The sequence below is a fragment of the Sphingomonas bacterium genome (genome assembly GCF_903643065.1).
GTDB lineage: Bacteria > Pseudomonadota > Alphaproteobacteria > Sphingomonadales > Sphingomonadaceae > Sphingomonas.
The window spans coordinates 1-6,485 of the sequence record NZ_CAHJWX010000111.1; the positions used below are offsets into that span (position 1 = coordinate 1).

Consider the following 6,485-nt stretch of genomic DNA (forward strand, 5'->3'; position numbering starts at 1 on the left):
GTCAGCCAGACCGAGGCGCTCCAGCACCTGCGCCCGCCCGATCATCAATCTGCGGAGGTCGGCATCGGGCGACGCTTTGGAGCCTGGGCGCAGGTCGGCCACCCCCGCGCCCTCGTCCATCGCCGCTCTCAGGGCCCAATCCAGTCCCGTCCAGCGCTCCGCGCCGACTTCCCGCTCAAGGCCCGATCGGATCGCCTGCTCCGAGCGCGGGCCGAGCTCCAGGCCGACCAAGTCCTCCGCCCGGGCGCGAAAGCCGCGGCTGATATACTCGCGGCTGATGACGAGATCGGCCCCGTCCTGATCGACGCCGCGGGCGAGCACATGGACGTGAGGCTGGTCGGTGTTCCAGTGATCGACCGCAACCCAGTCTATGGGCGTTCGGAGATCTTGGCTTGCGCGGGTCATCAGGTCGCGGGTGAACGCGCGCAGGTCGGCCACCTCGGGCGCGTCCTCGGGCGATACGATGAAGCGGAAATGGTGCCGGTCGTCCGCACAGCGCTCGGCGAAGGCCGACACGTCGGCGGTGTCGCCGCGCGCATCGAACAGGCGAGCGTCGGCGCCGTCCCGGGTCACGCCATCGCGCTGCAGATAGCTGAGATGCTTGGCGAGCGGGGCCGAGCGGAAACGCGCGCCTCGCTGACGCACGACGCGGGCCTTGATGACGACGCGCCGCTGGGGCGAGCGGAGCGCGAGCGCCGCGGCCGCCGCCCGTCCGCGCCCGAAGCCGCCGCCTCTACCCGACGCACCACGACCAAGCCCTGGACCTGTATGCCCGGCCTTGCGGGCGGCTCGCATGACCTGGCCGACGAAAGTCTGAGGCTTACCCGCTCCCCGCCCGCCGTCCCGGACCCGGCCGGGTCGGACGCGCACCTCGTCGTCGCGGCCGCTCATAGGGCTTCGCCGGGCGCGCGGAGCCCGAAGCTGGCACCTAAGTCGTTGCCGTAGGTTGGAAATACGTTCTTCGTGCCAGCCTGGCGGCCGGCGGAGCTGGCAGGCCGCGGCTTCCTAAGTCTATGATTTGTCGAGCGAAGCGCGCACCCCGAACACCCAGGGCTGGCAGCCCTTTTATCTCGCCCTCTTTCCCATCCTCCACAAACGACGCATCTCCCCCCGCCGCCTATCTCTGCGGGACGTGTGAACCCTGCGATCGATCTGCCCATCCCGTCGTCGCTCAGTGATGGTCGTGTGGCGCGAAAAGCGAGTTTGGCACCATCGCGCTGGTTGGCGAGGGAGGGGTCGGCTGCGAGATCGATGCGGGATGAACGTCGCTCGCTGCATCATGCTTGCTCCTATGCTCGGCGGCCTGTTTGCTGATTAAAGGAGCCACGAACAGGCGGTCGCGTGCATCGAGGACAGTCTCGTTCTCCGCGATGATCCGGAGGATCCGTTCCCGTTCGGCTGCAAGCTGAACAGCAGGCTCGACGACGTTCAGCGCGACGAAGATCGGTGCGGTGCGTGGGGAGAGTGCGGCGGCTTGGCTGCTCACGTTCGATCCTGGAGCGAGGTCGGCACCGATCGACGGCCCGAGCCGCGACAGGTATCGAACGGTCTCGCCGGGCAGCGGACGAACGCCGTTCAGATGATCTTCCCAGCGACCGGGACCGGCATTGTAGGCGGCGAGAAAACCGCTCGCCCCGTAGCGGTCGTAGAGTTCCCGGAGGTAGGCCGCGCCCGCCATGATGTTGTCGCGGACGTTCCAGGGATCGGCGCCGAGGCCGTAGCGCGCGGCGAGGCTGGCGTAGGTCCCCGGCATGATCTGCATGAGGCCGATCGCGCCTTTCGGCGACAGCGCCTGTGGATCGCCGCGACTTTCGACCTGCATGACTTCGGCGATCCAGCGGGCCGGAACGCCGAACCGCGCCGAGGCCTCCGCGATCGTCTGAGAGAGGCCGAACGATTGCACCGGCTGCTCTCGAGATCGCACGGCGGTCGGCTGCGCGTGCGTCACGGAAGCCCAGGCCGCGACCAGGCCGATGACGCTTCCTGCGCGCAGCCCGTATCGCCGAGACGGCCGAGAAGAGAGAGAGGCGCGCATCTCAGTCGCCGCTCCGGGTCCAGATCGGCTGCGCCCAGCCGACGATGGTGGTGCGAGACAAGGGGCCGAAATACCGACCATCGAGCGAGTCTGGTCGGTTCGCGTTGAACAGGAACACCTGGTCGGCGGCGAGCACGGTGCAGCCCTGCCAAACCGGCAGCGGACGGCCGCGGCGATCATGGCCGAGCGCTTCACCGACCGTCACGCCGTCGATGCTGACGGCGGCTCCCATCCGACAGATCCTTTGCCCGCCGACTGCAGCCACATGCTTCAGCAGCGGCACGCCGCGCGGAAGATAACCTCCGTCGGAGAGGAACCAGACCAGCACCTCGGGGGGTCGCACAACGACGATGTCCGAGACATTAGGCTCCGGCTCCGGCTGCACACGATAGAGGCCGATCGGCACGCTCGCACTCGCGTTCCAGATGAGCTGGGGCGGCGGCGACGCCACGCTCGGCAACACCACGGCGCAGCTCGCGAGGAGCGTCAGGGCGAGCGTTTTCGAGGCAATCGTCATGCGGAAATCCTTCTCCTGAGCAGCCAGGCGCTGTGTCGGTCGGCGCTGTACGGGCGCACGAGCTGGCCGGTGGCGATGCGGTTGCCGACATGCCGCCAATGGTCCGGGCAGGCGTCCTCGGCGTGCACATCGAGTGCTTCGACCTGGTCGATGGCCGCGAGCACCTGCTCGACCTTCGGCCAGCCGGAGATCCGCAGCAGGATCTCCGCGCCCGGCCGGACGAGCGGGACGGTAGACAGCGGCTGGCCGGCGTCGACGGCGCGGAGAACGTCGATGCGGCTGACGATGGTGCCGTAGTCGTTGGACGCCCAGCGGACGAAGGCGAAGACCGCGCCGGGCGCGAACGCGAGGACGCGGCGACGACGGTCGAGGATGCGCTCCTGCGCCTCCTGGCCGAACCGTATCCAGCGCTCGATCTTGCCTTCGAGGTGGATCAACTCGACTTCGGTGAGCGCGGTCACGGCGCCGCTCCGCGGTCAGCTGCGCCATCGCCGAACTCGCGCTCCAGCAGCGTCCGCAGCATCTCGGCGACGGTGATGCCGCGCTCGAAGGCGGTGATCTTGATCCGCCCGCGCAGCACCGGGGTGACGTCGATGGTCAGCCGCGCGGTGTACTCGGCGACGGACCCCGTGCGAGAATCCGGCTCGCGCACCCAAGCGTCGGCCGCGCCCGGTCGTGCGGCGAACCGGGAGGTTGGACGCGGGCGGGTCATGGTGCGAGACCCTCGATCTCGGCGGCGAGCGCGGCGATCTCGGCGGCCGCGAGACAACCCGGATCGAGCTCCTCGGCGAGACGGCCGGTACGGGCTGCGTCGGCGAAGATGACTCGCTGACCGACACGGGCGGCGAGCACCGGCGGGTCATGCTCGGCCAGCGCCTGGGCGGTTTCGCGCGCGATGATGGTGCGGGCCGCGCAGCGGTTCAGCACCATGCGCGCGGGCAGGCCAGGCCGGAACACGCGCGCCTCACCCAGCAGGCGCAGCATCTCCGCCGAGGCCCAGCCGTCCAACGGCGAGGGCGTAGCGGGGATCAGCACCAGATCGGCGGCGAGCAAGGCGGAGCGCGCGACGCCGGCGATCCGCGGTGCGCCATCGACGATCACATGATCCGCGTCCGCGGCGATCGCCGGGAGCTCGCGGTGCAGCGTCTCGCGCGGCAGCCCGAGGACGCCGAAAAGGCGCGGCACGCCTTCCCGGGCGCGCTGCTCGGACCAGTCGAGCGCCGACCCTTGCGGGTCCGCATCGACCACCACGACACGCTTCCCCTTCCCGGCCCATTTCCCGGCGAGGTGCAGCGCCAGCGTCGTCTTGCCGACGCCGCCCTTTTGGTTGACCAGCGCGACGATCATGGCCGTCGCCCTGCTGGCGAAGCCGACTTATTCACCGCCTCGCGCGCACGCGCGTCTTTAGAGTTAGATTCTGTTAAAGAGTTAAGGGCTTCGAGGCCCAACGTAAGCTGCTGATCAGCTGCCTCTTTCGCCCTGTCCGTATTTACGGCTTGCGCCCGAAGTCCCGATGATCGTGCGCCCGGAGTCCCGACACCCCCGCGCCCGAAGTCCCGATAGTCCGGCGGGCCCGCGCGCGAGTTATCCACAAGCCCCCGCGGTCCATCCGGGCGCATGACGATGAACTCGCCGAGAAAGCCGGTCGCGTCGAACACGCGCTCGATGTCCAGCCAATAACCGGGGAGCGGCTGACGTGCGGCGATCCGACGGATGTCCAACGCGAAGTCGGTGAACCGGGCGGTGGACGCGCTCTTGGTGTGCAGATGGCGGAGATCGAAGCGCCAGCCTTCCGCCTGGCGGCCCGCGTGCTTGCGGGCGACGCGATAGAGCCAGCGCTCGATGCCGCCGGTCAGGGCGAAGTAGCCGGGGTCGATCGTTAGGACGAGCCGGCGATCGAGGACGCCCTGATAGAACCAATCGGGGAGCACGAACTCCATGCCCTCGACGCGGCCCCCGCGAGTGACGAGCTCCTCCCACTCGTTGATCCAGGAGAACTGCTGCCGTCGCCAGTGTTCGCCTTGGCGGATCGTGGTGCGGATCACGGTCGACTGCAGGCGCGTGAGCGCGCCGCGCAGGAGTTGATATTCGCGGTTGCCGGTGGCGCGTCCGATCGCCGTCAGGAGCTGGTAGGGCGTGAAGCGGAAGAACCGCGAGGTGGGCAGGCCGCGATCAAGCGCCTCTACGATCTGCGAGCCCGCCCAGATCAGGACGTCCGCGTCCCAGATCGTCGCCATGCCATGTTCCGGAACGGCGTAGACCTGCACTTCCGTATCTCCGGTTTGGTAGGCGATCGGGGTCACACGCTTGGCCTTGGCGAGGGAGAAGAACGGCCGTTCCATGAGGTCGCGCTGGTCGCGGGTGGCGAGCGGGCCGGAGAGCGCCTCGAACACATCGAGCGACTCGCGCTCGCTGGAGGCGGCGAGCCGGCGCACCCTCAGCGCCGCGCTTGGCCCGCATAGCGAGCGAGCGGATTGGAATGGGGCTTGGCCGGGAGAACGGCGTCGGCGAGCTGGTCTTCGGTGGAGGTCTTGGCGCCGCGGTTCAGCCAAGCCTGAAGGTCGTCGAGGCGATAGACGACGCGGCCGCCAAGCTTGGAGTAGCGCGGCCCCGTTCCGTAGGTTCGGTGCTTCTCCAGGGTGCGGCCGGAAAGCCCGAGAAAACGGGCCGCTTCCGGCGTGCGCAGGCAGCGAGGCGGTAGACCGGCAAGGGGGTCGGGCATGTGTAGCGCCTTCCAGAGTGTTGCGAGCGCCGTCGCGTCGAAGCGGCGGCTTGCACGCACCCTGGGGGAGGGCGCCTGACGGGGTGGATGACGATCTTATCGGCGGTTGGTCGTCATCCCCGCCAAACCTCTACCGGCCGCGGCGACCAGGCCGCAGCAGGTCGAGATAGCCGCCGCGCATGAGGTGACGGCCGTAGCGAACGAGACGGATCGCCTGTCCGCGCAGGCTGTCGTCGCGAAAGGCGGGTCCTCGTGGGACGCGGTCACCGAACAGCACCTCGGCGATCGCGCGGTATTCCGCGCCCGCAAGCGAGGCGTCGAGCGCTCTGAGCGCCAGCTTCAATCGCCGACGCCGATAGGGCGACAGGCTGGTGGGCTGAGTGCGACGCCGCACCAGTATGCTATACAGCTGCCGGGCGATTTCGATACGTTCTTCGAACAGCTCGTCGAACGGAAGGACAAATGCCGTTGCGCCTGCGGGTATGCACGAGAGGAGTAGGGCGCGGTGGGATGACTTCGAGGCGCTCAGCTCCAGATATTCGCCTTCAGCGGCCGACGTGATGTGGGTGGCGTCGATCGCGGCCAGATCGGATCCCGCAAACAATGACAACGGCACTCGGGTCAGAAGGGCGAGGTGTGGATCGACCTGTGGGAGCCAAACCGTAATCGCCTGATCGGCGCGGGTGTTCGGGTTCACCGCGAAATCGCAACCCCCAGCGCGCAAGCGCCGGTGGAGGTTGATCGTCCGCCAACTCGTCGTGCAGCGTCTCGTAGTCGGCGGCATACATGTCGTTGCGCCGCAGGAACTCGTGCGCGATCTTCTCGATGCCGAGTTGGTCCACGTAATCGTAGGCGGAGCCGTCCCGCCAGTCGCCGCCCGATGCGGCCATACGACGTCCCTCCCTGCAAGAACGCCTACGCCGCGACTGGGAGGAACGTTCCGTGAACAGGCTAGCCGAAGGGCGGCGATCGTTTAAAGGCTGCGTAGGCGCAACGCGTGTTGCGCAGCGTGCTACGTCAAAGACTTAGTGGCCCCGACTCTCCGCAAGGAGGTCGCGATATCCGACGCGCGTCATCCACCGGGCGCGTTCAAGATGGGCGGCATGGACTCTGCGAGCGCGCTCGGGATCGAGGTGAGGGTCCAGCCCGAGCACAATCGAAGAGACCTCGCGCCAGTCCGCGCCCTCTGCGGCAGCGTCCAGCAGCCGCAG

Annotated in this window: 8 protein-coding genes and 2 pseudogenes; all 10 read right to left on the bottom strand. The window is 68.4% G+C overall.

Going from position 1 to position 6,485, the window contains the following annotated elements:
• Positions 1-891: pseudogene (locus tag HUU95_RS05515) on the bottom strand (relaxase/mobilization nuclease domain-containing protein); the annotation flags it as partial.
• Between the two features lie 280 nt (positions 892-1,171).
• Complete coding sequence (locus HUU95_RS05520) at positions 1,172-1,903, bottom strand: lytic transglycosylase domain-containing protein (protein ID WP_254602641.1); 732 nt, start codon at positions 1,901-1,903, stop codon at positions 1,172-1,174.
• 133 nt (positions 1,904-2,036) lie between these two features.
• The gene (locus HUU95_RS05525) at positions 2,037-2,552 is read right to left on the bottom strand and encodes a S26 family signal peptidase (RefSeq protein ID WP_174279199.1); all 516 of its coding nucleotides are present in this window, start codon (positions 2,550-2,552) and stop codon (positions 2,037-2,039) included.
• Positions 2,549-3,013 (bottom strand): DUF2840 domain-containing protein, encoded by a 465-nt coding sequence (locus HUU95_RS05530; RefSeq protein ID WP_174279200.1) that lies wholly within the window; start codon positions 3,011-3,013, stop codon positions 2,549-2,551. Before HUU95_RS05530 ends, HUU95_RS05525 begins: the two co-directional genes overlap by 4 nt.
• On the bottom strand, positions 3,010-3,264 hold the full coding sequence (locus tag HUU95_RS05535; RefSeq protein ID WP_174279201.1) for a hypothetical protein: 255 nt from the start codon (positions 3,262-3,264) through the stop codon (positions 3,010-3,012). The genes HUU95_RS05530 and HUU95_RS05535 overlap by 4 nt, the downstream gene beginning before the upstream one ends.
• Positions 3,261-3,899 carry a ParA family partition ATPase gene (parA, locus tag HUU95_RS05540; protein ID WP_174279202.1) on the bottom strand — a complete coding sequence of 213 codons (639 nt, stop codon included), beginning with the start codon at positions 3,897-3,899 and terminating at the stop codon, positions 3,261-3,263. The genes HUU95_RS05535 and parA overlap by 4 nt, the downstream gene beginning before the upstream one ends.
• The gene (locus HUU95_RS05545) at positions 3,896-4,987 is read right to left on the bottom strand and encodes a replication initiator protein A (RefSeq protein WP_254602642.1); all 1,092 of its coding nucleotides are present in this window, start codon (positions 4,985-4,987) and stop codon (positions 3,896-3,898) included. Before HUU95_RS05545 ends, parA begins: the two co-directional genes overlap by 4 nt.
• A gap of 2 nt (positions 4,988-4,989) precedes the next feature.
• Positions 4,990-5,274 carry a helix-turn-helix transcriptional regulator gene (locus HUU95_RS05550; RefSeq protein ID WP_174279203.1) on the bottom strand — a complete coding sequence of 95 codons (285 nt, stop codon included), beginning with the start codon at positions 5,272-5,274 and terminating at the stop codon, positions 4,990-4,992.
• Between the two features lie 130 nt (positions 5,275-5,404).
• Positions 5,405-5,971, bottom strand: coding sequence for a DUF2285 domain-containing protein (locus HUU95_RS05555; RefSeq protein WP_174279204.1), 567 nt, complete (start codon positions 5,969-5,971; stop codon positions 5,405-5,407).
• Between the two features lie 13 nt (positions 5,972-5,984).
• A pseudogene (locus HUU95_RS14775) lies at positions 5,985-6,164 on the bottom strand (transcriptional regulator domain-containing protein); the annotation flags it as partial.
• Positions 6,165-6,485 lie beyond the last annotated feature (321 nt).

Excerpts from the sequence above, each read along its gene's own strand:
- HUU95_RS05525 (WP_174279199.1), bottom strand. The coding sequence starts at position 2,552 with ATGACGATTGCCTCGAAAACGCTCGCCCTGACGCTCCTCGCGAGCTGC.
- HUU95_RS05535 (WP_174279201.1), bottom strand. The coding sequence starts at position 3,264 with ATGACCCGCCCGCGTCCAACCTCCCGGTTCGCCGCACGACCGGGCGCG.
- parA (WP_174279202.1), bottom strand. The coding sequence starts at position 3,899 with ATGATCGTCGCGCTGGTCAACCAAAAGGGCGGCGTCGGCAAGACGACG.
- HUU95_RS05550 (WP_174279203.1), bottom strand. The coding sequence starts at position 5,274 with ATGCCCGACCCCCTTGCCGGTCTACCGCCTCGCTGCCTGCGCACGCCG.